Here is a 15672-nt window from a genome sequence, read left to right as displayed (position 1 = left end):
TACTGAGCAGTTATATGTAAATCCAAGTTCGTAAACTCTATATGATTGTATCCAAAGTTAGGTGCCGCGTCAAAAGAATTACATACCTGCAAAAAAGCAATGCAAGAGCAGCCGTTTTATTTTCTTATCCATTAAAATGATTATTAAATATCCCCACTACATACAAGAGGCGAGAGCATAACGCTCCCGCCTGTCTAATACTCGCTATAGATTTAAGCAAATTTTTTGCTTACCCAGTGTCCTTTGGATACTTCTACTAATTCAAAGTCACTATCATTGCTCTTTTCGTTAGCAGAATAAATAGGACTACCAAGCTCATCATGCAAGTGAATACGTTTCTTGTTCACTTCAATTTCCGGATCCGGAATTGGAATAGCTGACAAGAGAGATTTGGTATAAGGGTGGATAGGATTTGCATAAAGCTCTTCACTTTCCGCCAATTCTACCATTTTACCCAAATACATAACTGCTACGCGATCACTGATATGTTTAACCATGGACAGATCATGCGCGATGAAAAGATAAGTCAATCCCAGACGATCTTGCAATTCTTTAAGCAAGTTTACGACCTGAGCCTGAATGGATACGTCAAGCGCGGAAATCGGCTCATCACAAACGATGAACTTAGGATTTACCGCTAACGAACGGGCAATCCCAATACGTTGGCGTTGTCCACCAGAGAATTCATGCGGATAACGAGTAGCGTGATCATGGTTAAGACCAACCATATCGAGCAGCTCTTCGATCCGTTTTTTACGTTCTGCACGACTGCCAGCCATTCCGTGAATGTCCAGTGCCTCGCCGATGATATCAGAAACCGTAAAACGCGGGTTAAGTGATGCGTACGGATCTTGGAAAATCATCTGCATGTCACGGCGCATTGCTTTCATTTTGTTAGAAGGCAATTTATAAATGTCTGTACCATTATATTTCACACTTCCGGCAGTTGGCTCATACAAGCGAAGAATTGTACGTCCAGCAGTAGTCTTACCACAACCGGATTCCCCTACCATTCCAAGCGTCTCGCCCTCACGGATGGAGAAGTTAATATTATCAACAGCCTTAAGAACCTTGCCTTGACCTACATTAAAATATTTCTTAAGACCTTCTACCTCTATTAGGTTCTTACTCAAGAGTACTGCACCTCCTTGGCCATCGAATGCAGATTCCAGCAACGCGCCATATGCGTTTCGCTGAATTCTGTGGCGCCGGGATCGATTTGTTCGCAAACATGCATTGCTTCATTGCAACGCGCGGTGAACGGACAGCCGATCGGCGGCTTGATCAGATCTGGCGGTGTGCCGATGATCGGAATGAGCGGCTCGCCCTTCTTTTGGTCCAGACGCGGCATCGAGCGCAGCAGACCTTTGGTATATGGATGCTGTGGATTCTTAAAGATTTCCCATCTTGTTCCGGTCTCCACAACTTCACCTGCATACATTACAATAACCCGATCACACATACCGGCAACGACGCCAAGATCATGGGTAATCAAAATGATGGAGGTACCTAGTTTTTGCTGCATCTCTCTCATAACTTCCATGATCTGCGCCTGAATGGTTACGTCAAGAGCCGTTGTAGGCTCGTCCGCTATGAGTAAAGCCGGACGGCAGGCTAGCGCGATTGCAATCATTACACGCTGGCGCATACCGCCTGAAAACTCGTGGGGATATTGGTTAAAGCGAGCCTCAGCATTTGTGATGCCAACTAATTTGAGCATCTCAATACCTTGCTTTTTCGCTTCGGCCGCTGACATTTTCTGATGTTTAATCAAAACTTCAGTGATCTGTTTGCCCACTTTGATGGTTGGGTTCAAAGAAGTCATCGGGTCTTGAAAAATCATGCCAATATCTTTACCGCGAATGGATTCCATTTCTTTCATGCTTTTGTCTAGCAGATTTTGTCCTTGGAAAATAATTTCTCCCTTTTTCACTTTAGAGGGTGGGGAAGGGATCAACCGCATAATCGATTGTGCAGTTACACTCTTACCGCTGCCGGACTCGCCGACGATGGCAACCGTTTCACCTTTGCCAATTTCAAAATTCATACCACGGACAGCTTGCACTTCTCCGCCTTTAACAAAAAACGAAACATGCAAATCTTTGACTTGTAAAATAGGTTCCATCCATAACCCTCCTATTTTTTCAGCTTAGGATCAAGCGCGTCACGAAGACCATCACCGAAAATGTTGAAAGAAAGCATGGTTAAACTGATCAGAATGGCAGGGAACAGGAAGCGCCATGGATAGTACAACCAACCGGTGAGTGAATCGTTAATCATAGATCCAAGTGAAGCGATAGGAGCTTGTACACCAAGACCCAAGAAGCTTAGGAAAGCCTCAGCAAAAATTGCATTTGGTACAGAAAGTGTAATCGTTACAATAATCGGACCCACTGCGTTCGGCAGAAGGTGTTTGAACAACAGTCTCGCAGAACCTGCACCCATGGAACGAGAAGCCAATACGAACTCGCGATTCTTGAGCTGCATAATTTCACCGCGTACAATCCACGACATCGTAATCCAACCCGTGATGGTTAAGGCCAGGATGATGGTACCAAGACTTGGTTCAAGCACAACCAAAAGCAAAATTACAACAAGCAGATAAGGAATGGAGTACAAAATTTCAGAGAATTTGTTCATGATATTATCTACACGGCCGCCGAAGAAGCCCATAATACCTCCATAGATAACACCGATAAACAAGTCGATGGCTGCCGCAGCTAGACCAACGATCAAGGAGATCCGTGCGCCGTACCAAGTACGAACGAAAATATCACGTCCAAGATCATCCGTTCCAAACCAGTGATCGGAGGAAGGGGGCTTATTGGTATTCATCAAGTCATTGGAGTAATAGTTATATTTCGAGAATAAAGGAGCGATAATCGCTGCAAGCACGATCAAGCCTAGAATCCCAAGCGCGGTCATCGCCATTTTGTTTTGACGCAACCGTTGCCAAGAATCTTTCCAGGCAGAGAGACTCTCCCGCTGAATTACCTCGGCTTCTTTTTCATCTACACCGACTTTTTGAAAGTCTTCCGGTTTTAGATTCATGTTCTTTAACAAGTTATTATCAGATGCCACTCTTTAGCCCTCCTTTCCTCCACTTAATTTCATACGTGGGTCAATCAATACATAAGCAATATCAGTAATGAAACGGGCCACCATGAGTAGTACACCATAGAAAATGGTTATCCCCATAATAACGGTATAGTCACGGACACCAATCGCTTCCACGAACTGTTTACCAATACCCCCAACACCAAAGATCTGCTCGATAACAACCGAACCAGTTACGATGTTAGCTGTCATAGGTCCCATGTAAGTAACAACCGGCAGGATACCATTACGAAGTACGTGACGGCTTAGAATAGCCATCCAGCTTAATCCCTTAGCCTTAGCCGTTTTGATATAATCCGCATTCAGAACTTCAAGCATACTTGAACGTGTCAAGCGCGCTATAAATGCTATTGGCTGTGCCGAGAGCGCTGCTACAGGAAGGAAATAATAGATTGGCCCTTTAAAACCTGAAACCGGTACCCAACCCAATTTGAAAGCGAACACATACTGTAATAATGACGCGACTACAAAGCTCGGAACCGCAATCCCCAGAACTGCCAACACCATCGCGGCGCTGTCAAGAAACTTTCTGTGATAGAGTGCCGCTAACATGCCGAGAAGAACCCCAACAATAACCGCCACAACAATTGCGACGAGTCCCAGCTTCAGCGACGCTGAAAAGGTTTGACCGATCAAATGTGATACATCTTGATTCAGGCGTTTCATGGATACACCCAGATCACCTTGGATAATATCACCTAAATACTTAAAATACTGATGAGAGAGCGGCTTGTCCAGACCATATTGCTCCATCAAACGCGCTTTAATTTCTGGCGGTACTTTTTTCTCAGAAGTAAACGGATCCCCTGGAATAGCTTTCATCAAGAAAAAAGTTGCTGAAATCAGTACAAATAATGAAACCAACATATAGAAGAATTTATTTGCGACATAACGAACCATCCCCATCACACCTCCTCCGACAAATTTTTTGAGAGCATTATATTGATTTTATGAAAAAAACGGATTTTTGTCCATTTTCTAAATATGTTATAAATAACAATAAATAACAAATAGACGGAAATACAAAAAAAAGGGATATATATGGAGTTCCACATATATATCCCGAAGTATTGTGTTACTTCAGTCAACTAACTATTCTGTTTAAATTACATGAGCTAAATCCTAGTGCTCAAGCAAGTATCCACGAGTCAAGTCAATTGCACCACTGAAGTCAAGAGTAACACCTTTGAGGTACTCTTTAGTCAGGGAGTTGTTAGTGTAGTAGTACAAAGGAATCAAAACTTGATCTTGCTCGATGAGCAATTTCTCAGCTGCTGCAAACTTGTCTTGACGTACTTTCAAGTCAGTACTTGCTTTAGCTTCGCTGATCAATTTGTCATACTCAGGGTTAGCGTAACCAGTATCATTGTTACCGCCACCTGTTACCCACATATCAAGGAAAGTCATTGGATCATTGTAATCCGCAGTCCAACCAGCACGTGCAACTTGGTAGTTCAGGTTTTGACGGTTTTCAATAAATACAGCCCACTCTTGGTTAACGGTTTGCACGTCGATACCAAGATTGTTTTTCCACATATCAGCAATCGCCAAAGCGATTTTCTTGTGACCTTCACTTGTGTTGTAAGTCAAAGAGAATGTAGGCAGTTTATCCATACCTTCTTCTTTCAGACCTTCAGCAAGCAAAGTTTTAGCTTGTTCTAGATCTTCAGTGAAGTAGTTATCTTTAACTGCTGTACGGTATTCACCATCAGCACCAGCGATACCCGGAGGTACATAACCGAATGCTGGGAATTGTCCACCTTGTACTACATTGTCAATCAAAGCTTGACGGTTAATGGACATTGCAAGAGCTTTACGGATTTTAGCGTTTGTGAAAGGTTTTTCAGTGATATTGAATTCGTAGTAGTATACGGAAGCAATACCTTTACGGCTGAATTCTTTTGGAAGTTCTTTTTGCACGATTGGAATTTGTTCTGATGGAATTTCACCAGTTGGTCCACCGGCACGATCGTATTCACCATTCTTGTAGCTGAGTAGTTCAGTTGCACCGCTGTTTACAAGGGAGAAGTCGATTTTGCTAAGTTTAATGGCATCTTTATCCCAATATTTATCATTTTTAGATACAACAAGCGTTTGTCCAGTAGTCCACTCAGTAAGAGTGAAAGCACCGTTAACGATCATACTGTCTTTACTTGTTGCCCATTTAGCATTACCCTCAGTGGATTTGTGAATTGGGTAATAAGTATAGAAGGAAAGCAATCCAAGGAAGTATGGAGTTGGGGCTTCAAGAGTAACTTCTAGAGTTTTCTCATCAACCGCTTTGACACCAACTTGACTGAAATCTGTAATTTCTTTGTTGTAATACTTTTGAGCGTTTTTGATGTAGTACAATTGATAAGCGTAAGGCGCTGCAGATGCAGCAGCAGGATCGAGCACGCGTTTCCAAGCGCGAACGAAGTCTTCTGTTGTTACAGGATCGCCGTTGCTCCATTGTGAATCACGGAGTTTGAAAGTATATACCAGACCGTCAGCAGAAATGTCCCAGCTTTCAGCAACACCTGGTTCAGCTTGACCAGATTCATCATTCATGCGAGTCAAACCTTCATACATAGTCTTCAGGACTGTGTTAGCTTGGCTATCTTGTGCCAATCCTGGATCAAATGTCGGAGGCTCAGAGCTTAGGTTGATTCTCAATGTTTGGTCCGCAGCCAATTTCTCTTCTGTAGCCGCATTACCAGTTGCCGTGTTACCAGTGTTACCAGCGTTACCTTTATTGCCGCTGTTCGCGTTGTTTCCGCCGCAGCCAGCAAGCACTGTGCCGATAACAAGTACTAATGCAAGCATTAGCAATAGACTTTTACTCTTCTTCATCTAGCAGTTCCCCCTAAATAGAATGTGGTATATGGTTTATGATTATACAACCAGTGGTCAAAAAAATCTAGTGGTATGTTTTCAGAAAATTCTTTTTTTATTAAAACTTTAAACTTTTGTGACGTTGCCGCTTCACCGGAGCAGTGGAACATTACATCGCTTGTGATATGTACTTAATTAGCCCTACAAACATAAATAATAAATATCCGACGCTCATAAAAAAGAAGGAAAGTCTCCAAACTGCCCGAAATAACCGCTTCCCATCTACTTTTCCTTTCAGTCGATTCTGAGCGCCGCCAATCAATCCAGTGGATATTAATACAATAAGTAGTATAAGATAAAACCCAAAACCGTTATTAAACAAGTTGTTAAATAATGCGGAGACCGATAATAATAAAAAAAATGTAGTCACGTCCATAGCGAGCATAAAAGTTTTCTTTTTATCTTTTTTTAAGCCTCTTCCAATGAAATAAACAATTAAAAACGGTATTATTGGAATCAAGCTTAAAGTAACAACCGAATTCATCAGCAATCCCATAGCTTCACCTCTCCTCCGAGATCATACCTTTATTCCCTCTACTAATTGGCAGATCAAGCGATGTAAAGGAACCAATGTTCCAGTGCGTTCTGCCATTTCTACAAGACTTCCATTGATCCAATGAATTTCTGTGCTTCTTGAAGCTAGAACATCTGCCAGCATGGACGAAGTATTGCCAGCCGTTGTCCTGCACACTTTAAGGATGTTATCCCACGCATCATGATCATAAGTAATTCCGCAGGCATCATATACCATAGTAACTTCTCTAAAAAGTTCTCTCATTAACTGCAGGCGCTCTTCTGAAGCAAGCAGTTCACCATTTGGAATACGCCAAATCGCTGTGAGCGGATTAATAACGGCATTGATTAGGAGCTTCCGGTAAATCATGGTATCCACTTCATTCGACAAAAAGGCTGAGAATCCTGCCATAATGAGAACTTCTATTAAATAATTCACTTGTAAATCAGTATGTATACTATGGGCTTGTCCATTCTTTAAGCTCCATTTCCCTATCCATACCTCCCCCGCACCTGCATGAATGACCTCAGTTAAAGACTTTCGCTTCGCAGCTTCTGTTGTTACGGCAGCATATAAATTTGCTTTCGGCAGCAAGTTACTGAGCATCTCCATATGTCCAATGCCATTTTGAAAACAAATGATGTGTACCTGTTGTTCCCTAAGAGGGGATAGAAATTCAGGTAAAACATTATGTAGTATGTCCTGTTTAACCGTTACTATGATCCAATCACTGGGCTCACGGAGATAGGCATCTGCAAATCCCTCTATTGGTGCGGACACAAATCGATCCCCCGAAATCGAAATTGGATCGCGCCCATCCTCATAGCTCACAGTTAAGCCCTCATCTTTTAATTTCCGGTACTGCTCTACCCCTCGACACCACAATCTCACTTCATTCCCGGACTGGGTCAGCCTCCCTGCCAAAAGCAGCCCAAGTGAACCCGCACCGATTATATCGATTTTCATCTGATCCTCCTGTTGATCTCAAGCGCAATTTTTCTAAGTATAGCCTTAATATACCAAGAAGAACCGCCGTTGTCGTCCTCCATAAATGACAATACAAAACCAAAACGCCCGCAAATGGCGCTAATAAAGCGAACCACTTACGGGTGTTTTAGTTTGCCTATCTTTTATTCAATACGTTCTAAATTTCCGTTCCCATCCATTTTGAAACGAGTCTTCATTTCTTCTTCTTCTTCGTTTAAGAAAGCTAGCCTACGCGCACGATCCATAATCTGAATTAAAGCTTTGTAATCATCATTGACTACCCGGTAGTCACTTTGAGCAAGATTAACCTCTTTTGACAACCGCTCATTCTCAGATCTTAATTCTGTTAATTCATCTTCCTTCTCGCGCAAATCTCTCTCCAGCATTTTCAGCTGGCGTCCTGCCTCCTGGATCGTACCTTTCCATTGTCTCAGGAAACGTATAACCGCATCAATGGATAATGTGTTTTCACTTAATCCTTCGCCTCGTCCGAATTCCTCATCGGTATCCCCGAGAATCAGACCCGCTACCTGCGCTCCTCTTACCGACGGTTGCTTTTTCAGGTAACTTCTCTTTTGACGTTGGCCTTTAGCGATTCCAATTGCACCTTCATAGCTTTTTCGAACACAGCTGTTCCAGCGGAATCCGCAAGCAGCCGACGTTCTGCCGATTTTCTCACCCACTTCTTCAAAAGCAGCAAGTTGTGTACTGCCCTCCCGAATGTGGCGCAAGGTTACTTCTGCCAGTATTAGATCATCTTCTGCACTCCAAGCATCCTGTCTAACGGCTGTCATCCAACCAAACCTCCTAACAACATCTTGAAATAACCATCTCCATAACCGACAGCTCTGCCGGGTAGTGAATAGGGATAAAAGCTGCTTACTCCATTTCTATGCTTCTCATAGAGTTCATAGAATCTATTTGATACTAAATTGTATTTCCATTATCTGCCCACATCATACGCTTTAAGTAATAAATTCTCTTTTTTCAAGCACTAATCACTTCAGTCAATTATAAAAATCACATTTTTTCAAGATTAGTGTATTTTTTTCAATGAATTCGTTTACACATTTTTACTGAACGGGTATAATAAGTCGAAGGAATATTCGTGAGATACATACTGGAAGGGGGACTCTCTCTTGGACCGCATGTTTCGGGTATTAGGTTTTTTTACATTGGCTATTGGATTGATGGCTTTCGCCGGAGGTCTGACAGAAATGGCCTTGCTTTTCTTTTTGCAAACCGCTTTTTTCGTAATTCTCGGTTATTTGAAGTTTACTGAAAAAACTTATGTCCTACTTTTCTGGGCATACATGATTTTGACTTTCACCGGTTTCAGCTATTGGACGATCTTTCAAATGGGTCTTCCACTATAAATTGCAGTGCTCTCTTGAAGCGGATGAGGTCCTTATCTAATAAGGATCACTTCCGTTTTTTTGTTTATCAGTTAATATATTATATATGAGGTCCCTCAAATACCTGTGTACGCATTGAAGGATAGCCTCACTTTGTGGGGATTTTTTGTATGTATGCTATTTTAGAAGGGTTAAACATATTATTAGTACATACATATATCCATTCAGGAAGAACCGGTTTTGCCGTCTTTTACAGACAGTTTCCGTTTCTACGAGAAATAGAAGGATGATTTATGGAGTGAAACAGATAAATTTTTATCTTAAATTTCAAAAAAAGGTGGTGGTGTGGTGCGCTCCCGCAATGCCCAAAGCCGCATGATGGCAACCATACTAATTCTCTTCTGCTGTACATTGTTTCCGTTACAATCTACGATGTACCTGTCTGCCGATCCTAGCGGTTCTTTTTTCAATTCCTCTATACCAGATAATGAAGAAACCCGTAAACTTCTGGAGCAGACCTTATCTTCCGCAGAAATCGAACGGGAGATCATCAAGATTACAGCTGAACAAAAAGCGCTTGAAGAAAAGGTAGATTACCTAGAAGAGCAAGCTATCCAGAAAAAATCTGCCATCGCAAACCAACAAGAGCGTGCAGGCGCGGTCCTTCGTTCTTATTATATGGGGGATAGAGACGGTCTCTTGGCCGCATTTCTATCCGCGAAGAGCATTAGCAGATTCCTGGCACTATTCGATTATTATGAAATTATTATCGGAAATGACCGCAACATTCTCACACAATACGAGGACCAATATAAGGATCTAAAGAAGACCCTCCAGACTGCACAGCGCAGCTCGAAGGATCTTGCACAGCTGCGAACCGCTCTGGAGGAACAGAAAATTCGGGTAGCCGCGCTCAATAAAGAAATTGAAGGCGGGATTAAAGACAGTAGTGATCCTGATAATATGAGCGCTCTACTTCAAGAATTCACATTATATTGGGAGAATATTGGTTTGCGCGAGGTAAAGACCTACTTCAAAGCATTGTCTTCCGCAATGAATAAATTACCGCAGTTTGTCCAGAATCGAGAGGGAGTTCTTACTCGTAAGGGGATGACTTATGTTCTGAATCTGAAGGAAGAGGATTTAAACGAATTCCTTCAGTCCCAGAATAAGCTATTTAACGATTTCGCATTTCATTTTAATGACGGAACGATTACTGCCACAGGAAAAAGTGGAGCTTTAGCCCTTTCATTAACCGGTCACTACATCATACAGGAAGAACCCATCAACGGACTTATATTCCAAGTAGATCATGTTGTATTTAATGGTCTCGAATTACCTGATACCACTAGAAGAACACTTGAGGAGGAATTTGATTTAGGCTTTTACCCTGGAAAAATCGTTTCTTTCCTCCGCGCCACAGAAGTAGATAGTAAAGAAGGCGTCCTCCAAGTTAAACTTTCTATCTCATTCTAAGCCTTCCTTGATGAAATCTTTGTACCCGGCCGCATCCATTTTTCCTGTAAGCAGTAAGGATACTGCTTCAACAATCTTACTCCAGCCGCCTTGGAATTCGACCTCCGGGGCGGTTTCTTCTGTCAGTAATAATTCGACTCCAAAAGGAAGCCTATATTTGAAATCATGCTCTGAACGATATAGGATATCCAGCGCAGGCAAGCTTCCCGTGTTCTCCAGCCAATCCATTTGAGAATCCTCAGAAGTGATAAACGTCAGCCAATTCACGGCTTCCTTTGGATTTGGGGATTGAGCTGGAAGTGCAAAGGAACGGCTGTAATAAGATTCAAGTCCTCTTCCGTTACTTGCGGTCAGTGGTGCTTCAGCAACTAAAGACGAATTCCCGTGTTTTTTCCACTCAGATAGCGGTAGAGCAGCAACAGCAACGCTTCCGCTCTGAAACATATCCCAAACATCTTTGTTATATCGACTGGTAAGGTAAAAATAACTGCGAGCATTCTGAGTCCAATTTATCACTTCTTGGTTATCCGATAGCAAGCTGCTGTTCATACTCTCCATAACAGCGGATAATCCATATGGATTACGTGTATCCATTGCGAGCAAATATTTCCCTTGCTCTTTAAGCACATTCTGAAGCAACGTGTTCCACTGTTCCAGACTTCTTGGTAAGGTAGTGAATCCCAGTTCCACAAGACGCTGTGGTGAATAAACAAGTACATAAGGGTCAATATCCAGCGGCACTCCCCAATTATATCCGTTCCATTGCATCCATGGGATTAACTGAGTTAACGGTGCAGTTCCCGGAATGCTCTGATACACATCCACCGGCAATAAATATCCACGTGTTGCCCAGTCGAGAATACTTCGTCCATCCGCCATAACGATATCCGGGCTATCCCCGATGGTTAGATCATGCTTCAAAACTTCGTCTGCATCCTCGCTATCAATATTTCTTAATATTACCTTTACTCCACTTTCTAAAGTATAACGATTGCTTAAAAGCTCCAGTTCATTGAATTCCTCACTATTTAACGATACTGTTATGCGCAGGCTATCTATAGTTCCCTCTTCCCCTGAAGAAGGGTTTGTCGACTGACTTTGTGGTTTTTTCATAGGATGTGGGTCGTTATTGGTACTCAATTCCATACTGGGCGACAAGCTTGTCAGCGATAGTAGTAAAATTGCAAAAAGCAGCCAATAATTTTTGCGTTTCAGCACAATTCCCCACCTTCCCCATGATTCGTCACCCCTATTTTACCAAACCAGCCGCTGCTTGTCTTTAGAATGTGAAAACGTTCTCTTTCTATTATATAGGGGAATCGACGAAGACAATTAAAAGACTGGGTGATCTTAGCGCTAAGGGCGCTCCGTGTGCGGATTATTCTTCCGATCGCTGTTGTCTCCAGATTTATGGATTATATTCCTAAACGGTATAAATCCGGAGACAAAGGCGAGCGCTAACGCTTCTACAGAACAATTCCTCCCCCTCCGCTGACCGCGCTCAATCTAAGGCACCACAACCGTTAATTCCCTCCGACGTTTCTGGGCGGGCAGGAAAAAGCCGGGAGTGTATGCTTCTCCCGGCTGAAAAGAGGATTGAAGGTTAGAGAAGATCCGCTGCCAATTGGGCCAAGCGGGAACGCTCGCCTTTTTCCAAAGTAATGTGTCCGCTAATCCCTTGCTGCTTAAACTTCTCAACAATATAACTAAGTCCGTTACTCGCAGCATCCAGATACGGATGATCGATTTGCTCCGGATCACCCATAAGAATCACTTTACTTCCTTCACCCGCTCTGGAGACGATTGTCTTCACCTCATGACGGGAAAGGTTCTGAGCTTCATCAATAATAATGAACTGCGCAGGGATTGAACGGCCACGGATATAAGTTAAGGCTTCTACCTGAATGCTGCCTAAGCCCATTAAGATTTTATCGATATCGCCAGCTTTTTTGGTGTCGAACAGAAACTCCAGATTATCATAAATAGGCTGCATCCAGGGTCTGAGCTTCTCATCCTTCTCTCCGGGTAAATAACCAATGTCTTTACCCATAGGAACTACTGGACGAGCAATAAGCAGTTTTTTGTATTTATGCTCATCCTCAACTTTGAATAGTCCGGCAGCAAGCGCCAATAATGTCTTCCCTGTACCAGCCTTACCCGTAATGGTTACAAGCGGGATTTCATCATTGAGAAGCAGCTCCAATGCCATTCGTTGCTGAGCATTTCGGGCGCTGATCCCCCAAACTGAATCATTGCCCAGATAAAGCGGCTCCAGACGGGTCGCATCACTATTCACTTTGAGAAGAGCTGATTTGCCCGTGCCTATCTCATCCTTGAGGATCACAAATTCATGAGGGTACAAGGGATACGACAACCCGAGCTGTTTAACCGTTAAAGAGCGGTGACTGTAATATTCATCAATCAATGCCGGATGTACCTGCAGAGATTGGTAACCAGTGTAAAGTTCATTTAAATCTCCAGTACGATCTGATAAGTAATCCTCTGGCGTAATTCCTAGCACATCCGCTTTAATGCGAACCAGCACATCCTTACTCACAAGCACTACGGGACGCGGATCAGGCTTCTCTTTCTCTTCGATTAAATAGTTGAGAGCTACAGCCAAAATCCGATTGTCGTTAGATACCTCACCAAACATTTCCTGTACCTTCACAAAACTGCGATGGTTAAGTTCTACCTTCAGCTTGCCTCCATGCTCCAGCTCCACACCACTATGCAAATGACCTAGCTCACGAAGTCCATCGAGCAATCGGGAAACCGTGCGGGCATTTCGACCGATTTCGTCAGCGTTGCGCTTTTTGGAGTCGATTTCTTCCAGCACAACCGCCGGAATAACCACCTCATGCTCCTTGAAAGAGAAAATCGAATTGGGGTCGTGCAAAAGCACGTTGGTATCTAGCACAAATATCTTGTTCATATTATCCCCTCCACAGCGCCTGGTTTGATTGATCATACATAACTCTTTCCGCCAAGGGAAAAGATAAGGTACAGAAACGATCTTGGCTGAAAGGAGTAATCACATATGAGAAAATCAATGTGTCTGTTGCTGGTACTGCTGCTATTGACAAGCTGCGGTATCGCTAATAAAAAGACATCACCCTCTCCTCAGAATAAACAATCTGCGAATGCTGTAAAGGGTACGGGAAACCATGAGGTTCGGCAATTGGCCAACGATGGTGCAACTAATCCTAAGGCCACCTCAAAAGCTGGTCACACCGTCAGTGTTAAGGGCGAAAGTGAAATTGCACTTAAGGACCATTTTGAACAGTTGGCCAAAAGAGTTCCTGGTGTGAATGGTGCACACTGTGTAGTCATGAACAAGGTAGCCATTGTAGGTCTTGACGTAGAAGGTTCTCTAGACCGATCACGTGTTGGAAGCATTAAATATTCTGTAGCGGAAGCTATCCGCAAAGACCCTAGAAGCGTACGTGCACTTGTCACTGCCGATATGGATCTCTCCAGCCGCTTAGCGGACATGAGCCGTCATATCTCTCAGGGACATCCAATTTCCGGATTCTCATCCGAACTGGCTGATATCATCGGTCGAATCATGCCGCAGCTGCCAGAGGATACTAAGCCGATTAAAAATGCACAGTAGAGGACAAAAAAAGCCCAGTGATATTCTCACTAGGCTTTTTTCATGGCAGCAAATACTTGTCCGTCCAGCTTCTCAGCGGCACGTCCATCATAAACCTTTGCATATCTTGGGGCGGATTCAAGCTGCGCTCCATAAAAAAGCGCGTTACGCACCGCCATAATTTCAACATCAAAGCAGCACATCTTGAAAGGTACATCCTGAAGTGGATCCTGTTTTACAACGGCACTGCCGTTAATAGCATAGACAGTACCCTCACCGAACACAGTGACGGTTACTAACGGGTTGACCTTCATGTTGTTCACGAGTCTGGAACGATGATCTACAGCCAGACGCACAGTACTAGGACTAACTGCATAAATCCACGAAATGGCCGTGGACGTTGGACCTCCTGATTCCGCATCAACTGTGTTGAGAAGAACAAAAGTTTCCGATTGCAGCATCGATAACAAGGTTTCGTTCAGCTGAGCAACGGCTTCGGACATAAGTACTGGCCCCCTATGCGGCGTAAATTCATTCAATTTATTATATTATAGCACAGGCTGAAACTTGCATTCAATTTTAGGGCGAAGTGTTATTAAGGACTTTAAGGCGCCTCAGTGGATTCTGAAGTGGAATTAGCAGAAACTCCTGCTAATCGATCCTGCAAGCTTTTCTTGGCAGCCTCAAGCTCCTCATCATTAATATATACATACGGACTTCGCCACGTTCCAGTCACGGGCTTGAATTCGATATCATCTTTGGAAATCTTCCAATAAGTCGCAATCATATCTTTTATCTGCGAATTTTCGATATCAGTCTTCATATTACTATCCACTGCGTCAAGTACCTTGCCTATTTTTAATACTCCACCAAGCGATTGCATCTGATCCACCAGTGAATGAAGGACCTCATTCTGACGTTTGTTCCGATCAAAATCATCTGAACCCTTAGTCTTAGGCTTGCAATTAGATTTACGGTATCGCACATAATCTAGCGCTTTATCTCCATCAAGCTCCGCCGGACCTTTTTTCAAATTGATATTCGTACCGTCAACGCTGTCTGTATAACACATATTATCGCTAATGTTGACTTTGACTCCACCAAGCTCGTCCACCACATCGCGGAAGCCTTGAAAATCCAGAATCGTTGTATAATCTACGTCAATATCTAGATATTTGCCCATCATTGTCTTCATCTCATCTTCTGCCAAAATGCCAGAAGAATCTTCTTTCCCCTTAAAGCGAGCATAGAATTCGTTAATCTTCGTTTGCTTGTATCCATTGAGCTCAACTAAGGTATCGCGTGGAAGAGAGACAATGGTTGCTGATTTCGTCTTAGGATTAAGCGCTGCAACCATAATAACATCTGTCAATCTAGATTGATGTTTTGGTCTATTATCCGTACCCAGGATAAGCATCGTCAGTGGTTTTTCTGTAGCCGAATGTCCTGGGGCAACCGTTCCTTTACTACCTGCATTAAAGACCCCATTTTCAAGTTTCCAATACAGATAGCCCCCGTAGCCCAATACGCCAAGAATCGCAATAATGAGTAAGGTTAACAGGATTCTAACTAATCTGCCAAAAAAGCCTCTCTTTTGCGGTTTCTTCTTTTTTTTCTTAGGAGCACCCTTCACAGGCTGTTTTCTATTATTCGGTTGTTGACCACTTGCTCGTGGAGGTAAACTGCTGTTTCGTGTACTCATAGTAGAATAAAGTCCTCTTCATTTCATTTGGAATTAAAATTGCTACACTTAA

At 43.0% G+C, this 15672-nt stretch carries 15 protein-coding genes; 3 read left to right on the top strand and 12 right to left on the bottom strand.

Going from position 1 to position 15672, the window contains the following annotated elements; translation table 11 throughout:
• Nucleotides 1–212 precede the first annotated feature (212 nt).
• From MKX60_RS11150 to MKX60_RS11115, 8 genes are all read right to left on the bottom strand, one after another.
• The gene (locus tag MKX60_RS11150; protein WP_042190873.1) at nt 213–1133 is read right to left on the bottom strand and encodes an ABC transporter ATP-binding protein; all 921 of its coding nucleotides are present in this window, start codon (nt 1131–1133) and stop codon (nt 213–215) included.
• Complete coding sequence (locus tag MKX60_RS11145; RefSeq protein WP_042190876.1) at nt 1130–2125, bottom strand: ABC transporter ATP-binding protein; 996 nt, start codon at nt 2123–2125, stop codon at nt 1130–1132. The genes MKX60_RS11150 and MKX60_RS11145 overlap by 4 nt, the downstream gene beginning before the upstream one ends.
• Before the next feature lie 11 nt (nt 2126–2136).
• Nucleotides 2137–3051 carry an ABC transporter permease gene (locus MKX60_RS11140; RefSeq protein ID WP_042194363.1) on the bottom strand — a complete coding sequence of 305 codons (915 nt, stop codon included), beginning with the start codon at nt 3049–3051 and terminating at the stop codon, nt 2137–2139.
• A 33-nt stretch (nt 3052–3084) separates the two neighbouring features.
• Nucleotides 3085–4017, bottom strand: coding sequence for an ABC transporter permease (locus tag MKX60_RS11135; RefSeq protein ID WP_042190878.1), 933 nt, complete (start codon nt 4015–4017; stop codon nt 3085–3087).
• Between the two features lie 222 nt (nt 4018–4239).
• Nucleotides 4240–5949, bottom strand: coding sequence for a peptide ABC transporter substrate-binding protein (locus MKX60_RS11130; protein WP_076284769.1), 1710 nt, complete (start codon nt 5947–5949; stop codon nt 4240–4242).
• Between the two features lie 151 nt (nt 5950–6100).
• On the bottom strand, nt 6101–6487 hold the full coding sequence (locus MKX60_RS11125; protein WP_076284770.1) for a DUF3397 domain-containing protein: 387 nt from the start codon (nt 6485–6487) through the stop codon (nt 6101–6103).
• 21 nt (nt 6488–6508) lie between these two features.
• Complete coding sequence (locus tag MKX60_RS11120) at nt 6509–7471, bottom strand: ketopantoate reductase family protein (RefSeq protein WP_341059793.1); 963 nt, start codon at nt 7469–7471, stop codon at nt 6509–6511.
• A gap of 164 nt (nt 7472–7635) precedes the next feature.
• Nucleotides 7636–8286 (bottom strand): RsfA family transcriptional regulator, encoded by a 651-nt coding sequence (locus tag MKX60_RS11115; RefSeq protein WP_042130271.1) that lies wholly within the window; start codon nt 8284–8286, stop codon nt 7636–7638.
• A 345-nt stretch (nt 8287–8631) separates the two neighbouring features.
• Between MKX60_RS11115 and MKX60_RS11110 the strand changes: the two genes are divergently transcribed.
• Entirely contained in the window at nt 8632–8868 is a 237-nt protein-coding gene (locus tag MKX60_RS11110) for a DUF2626 family protein (protein WP_042130273.1), read from the top strand.
• Between the two features lie 327 nt (nt 8869–9195).
• Nucleotides 9196–10323: a coiled-coil domain-containing protein gene (locus tag MKX60_RS11105; protein ID WP_262495767.1), complete on the top strand. Its 1128-nt coding sequence runs from the start codon at nt 9196–9198 to the stop codon at nt 10321–10323.
• Here the strand turns inward: MKX60_RS11105 and MKX60_RS11100 are convergent.
• Nucleotides 10315–11541: an extracellular solute-binding protein gene (locus MKX60_RS11100; protein WP_341059791.1), complete on the bottom strand. Its 1227-nt coding sequence runs from the start codon at nt 11539–11541 to the stop codon at nt 10315–10317. The two genes, MKX60_RS11105 and MKX60_RS11100, sit on opposite strands and share 9 nt — an antisense overlap.
• A gap of 385 nt (nt 11542–11926) precedes the next feature.
• Nucleotides 11927–13258, bottom strand: a complete 1332-nt coding sequence (locus tag MKX60_RS11095; RefSeq protein WP_042190890.1) for a PhoH family protein — start codon at nt 13256–13258, stop codon at nt 11927–11929.
• 105 nt (nt 13259–13363) lie between these two features.
• Between MKX60_RS11095 and MKX60_RS11090 the strand changes: the two genes are divergently transcribed.
• Nucleotides 13364–13939, top strand: coding sequence for a YhcN/YlaJ family sporulation lipoprotein (locus MKX60_RS11090; RefSeq protein ID WP_042190892.1), 576 nt, complete (start codon nt 13364–13366; stop codon nt 13937–13939).
• Between the two features lie 29 nt (nt 13940–13968).
• On the opposite strand, the gene MKX60_RS11085 is transcribed toward MKX60_RS11090, so the two are convergent.
• Nucleotides 13969–14421: a pyridoxamine 5'-phosphate oxidase family protein gene (locus tag MKX60_RS11085; protein WP_076299659.1), complete on the bottom strand. Its 453-nt coding sequence runs from the start codon at nt 14419–14421 to the stop codon at nt 13969–13971.
• 101 nt (nt 14422–14522) lie between these two features.
• Nucleotides 14523–15620: an LCP family protein gene (locus MKX60_RS11080; RefSeq protein ID WP_042190896.1), complete on the bottom strand. Its 1098-nt coding sequence runs from the start codon at nt 15618–15620 to the stop codon at nt 14523–14525.
• Nucleotides 15621–15672: the final 52 nt, after the last annotated feature.

This window comes from Paenibacillus sp. FSL R5-0914, from assembly GCF_038004525.1.
In the GTDB taxonomy this organism is placed as follows: Bacteria; Bacillota; Bacilli; order Paenibacillales; family Paenibacillaceae; genus Paenibacillus_AQ.
Note: the sequence above shows the minus strand (reverse complement) of the source record. Positions and strands in the feature narration are given on the sequence as shown.

What these genes read in the sequence shown, in the direction of transcription:
- MKX60_RS11145 (WP_042190876.1), bottom strand. Translation starts at nt 2,125, where the DNA reads ATGGAACCTATTTTACAAGTCAAAGATTTGCATGTTTCGTTTTTTGTT.
- MKX60_RS11140 (WP_042194363.1), bottom strand. Translation starts at nt 3,051, where the DNA reads ATGAATCTAAAACCGGAAGACTTTCAAAAAGTCGGTGTAGATGAAAAA.
- MKX60_RS11135 (WP_042190878.1), bottom strand. Translation starts at nt 4,017, where the DNA reads ATGGTTCGTTATGTCGCAAATAAATTCTTCTATATGTTGGTTTCATTA.
- MKX60_RS11130 (WP_076284769.1), bottom strand. Translation starts at nt 5,949, where the DNA reads ATGAAGAAGAGTAAAAGTCTATTGCTAATGCTTGCATTAGTACTTGTT.
- MKX60_RS11125 (WP_076284770.1), bottom strand. Translation starts at nt 6,487, where the DNA reads ATGGGATTGCTGATGAATTCGGTTGTTACTTTAAGCTTGATTCCAATA.
- MKX60_RS11120 (WP_341059793.1), bottom strand. Translation starts at nt 7,471, where the DNA reads ATGAAAATCGATATAATCGGTGCGGGTTCACTTGGGCTGCTTTTGGCA.
- MKX60_RS11115 (WP_042130271.1), bottom strand. Translation starts at nt 8,286, where the DNA reads ATGACAGCCGTTAGACAGGATGCTTGGAGTGCAGAAGATGATCTAATA.
- MKX60_RS11095 (WP_042190890.1), bottom strand. Translation starts at nt 13,258, where the DNA reads ATGAACAAGATATTTGTGCTAGATACCAACGTGCTTTTGCACGACCCC.
- MKX60_RS11090 (WP_042190892.1), top strand. Translation starts at nt 13,364, where the DNA reads ATGAGAAAATCAATGTGTCTGTTGCTGGTACTGCTGCTATTGACAAGC.
- MKX60_RS11085 (WP_076299659.1), bottom strand. Translation starts at nt 14,421, where the DNA reads ATGTCCGAAGCCGTTGCTCAGCTGAACGAAACCTTGTTATCGATGCTG.
- MKX60_RS11080 (WP_042190896.1), bottom strand. Translation starts at nt 15,620, where the DNA reads ATGAGTACACGAAACAGCAGTTTACCTCCACGAGCAAGTGGTCAACAA.